At 65.9% G+C, this 1,564-nt stretch carries 4 protein-coding genes; 1 reads left to right on the top strand and 3 read right to left on the bottom strand.

Going from position 1 to position 1,564, the window contains the following annotated elements; all coding sequences use genetic code 11:
* Window positions 1-200 precede the first annotated feature (200 nt).
* Entirely contained in the window at window positions 201-455 is a 255-nt protein-coding gene (locus ACLARN_RS44040; RefSeq protein ID WP_409497441.1) for a hypothetical protein, read from the top strand.
* Window positions 456-529: 74 nt separating this feature from the next.
* On the opposite strand, the gene ACLARN_RS44035 is transcribed toward ACLARN_RS44040, so the two are convergent.
* The 3 genes from ACLARN_RS44035 to ACLARN_RS44025 form a co-directional block, all read right to left on the bottom strand.
* The gene (locus ACLARN_RS44035; protein WP_409497440.1) at window positions 530-1,063 is read right to left on the bottom strand and encodes a class I SAM-dependent methyltransferase; all 534 of its coding nucleotides are present in this window, start codon (window positions 1,061-1,063) and stop codon (window positions 530-532) included.
* The gene (locus ACLARN_RS44030) at window positions 1,021-1,206 is read right to left on the bottom strand and encodes a methyltransferase domain-containing protein (RefSeq protein ID WP_409497442.1); all 186 of its coding nucleotides are present in this window, start codon (window positions 1,204-1,206) and stop codon (window positions 1,021-1,023) included. The genes ACLARN_RS44035 and ACLARN_RS44030 overlap by 43 nt, the downstream gene beginning before the upstream one ends.
* Window positions 1,207-1,358: 152 nt before the next feature.
* A partial coding sequence (locus tag ACLARN_RS44025; protein WP_409497439.1) for a MoaD/ThiS family protein occupies window positions 1,359-1,564 on the bottom strand: 206 nt, incomplete at its 5' end.

Here is a 1,564-nt window from a genome sequence, read left to right as displayed (position 1 = left end):
CCTGGAACATCCTGCGCAACTGCCGCCGCAAACGCGACGGCGTCTCGCACGCCACCCGCGGCATCGCCCTCATGCGCAACCTGACCATGACCACCTGACGGCAGCGGATAGCACCGCCGTCACCCCCCATACCTGCCAACACACTTGATCATTACGGGACAACCTTTAGCCTTCGCGTGTAGCAGGCCATCGTCGCTGGCGTGGACGGGACGCTTCACGGCAGCTGGGTGTCTGCCGGGGGCGAGGAAGAACAGTTCGGGATCTCCGTCGTCGAGGCCGTAGACGATTCCCGCGGACTGCCAGCCAAGGCGGGCGGGGAGCCGCTGCATGAGCTGGTTGGACAGGTTCGTGGACGTGAACAGTTTGGGGGTGGCCCGGTGCTGTTGCGCGTCCAGCAGCAGGCGGGCGCCGACTCCGAGGCCGCATGTGTTCTCGGCGACAATGAGCATTTGTGACGCGCCCGCTGCGAAAGGTCACGGTCACCACCGCGCGGCTGATCGCGGCCCCGGTGGCCACCGGGTTTCTGGGCTCAGGTTGGGCTGCTTGGCCTACCGAGGTGCCGCCTTTGCGGTGGCTTCGCCGACGTGGAGATCGCCGGAGAAGGCCGGGAAGCGGACGCGCGTCGGGCGAATCGAAGCAAAGGGCGCGAACCCATCCCGAGTCCGCATCCAGGAAAACCGATCGGAATGAGGTCCTCGTGCGAGTGGGACAGCGCGTCCGGGACCAGGCGATCAAACGGCGGCATTCCAGCATTGGGATACACGTCCGGGTCACGTTTGAGGTCCTCCACACGCCACCGGGCGAGCCATCTGACGCCAACGCCAACACCACCGTGTCCGGCGAACGGAGGGAGCCTTAAGAGCATAGAGCCGCCGAGATCGAGGAAGTACGCCATCGCGTCGCAATCCGTGAGTGGTCCCAAGGTTGCGACGGCGAGGTGTCCTCCGGGGCAGGTGACCCGTATCGCCTCCTCGACGACGCGAGTGGGGTCTTTGGCGAAGTGGAGGCTGTTAAATGCCGTTACCGCGGAGAATTCGTTGTCGGGCAAAGGAATCTGCTCCATGTCGCCGACCAGAAAGCCCCTGCCGGAGTCCAGGTCCGCGCGATCTCGACCAGCGCGGCGCCCGCGTCCAGACCGCTGACCCTGATGCCGTGTCCGTGGGCCAGCCGGGTGAATCCGCCGGCGCCGCAGCCCAGGTCCAGCACCGGCCGACTCGATGACGGCGCTAGGTCGGTCAGGACGGTGAGCCAGGCCGGGTGGATGGTGTGTTCCTGGATGTCGGCCCAGTCCGGCGCGTTGGTTCTCCAGTGTTACCCTTCCGAACTCGCGGGGTCGTCGGCCACCTCCATCGGCCGGTTCAGCCACCGGCGACCGCGGTGAAGAACTCGATCCGGTCGTCGTCGCCCAGCGGCATCGTCCGGTCGGGATGGGGAATCAGTTCGCCGTTGAGGAATACGCGGTGTGCTTTGCGGAGGTTTCCGGTGTTGTCGAGAAGGACTCTGTCCATCGCCGGGAATTTGGTCGTCAGCTCGCCCAGTGCGTCGGCGAGTGTGGTGGCTTCGA

It is taken from the genome of Amycolatopsis sp. cmx-11-12 (assembly GCF_046269425.1).
Taxonomy (GTDB): domain Bacteria; phylum Actinomycetota; class Actinomycetes; order Mycobacteriales; family Pseudonocardiaceae; genus Amycolatopsis.
The sequence above is the reverse complement of the archived record's forward strand: the minus strand, read 5'-3'. Positions and strand labels throughout refer to the sequence as shown.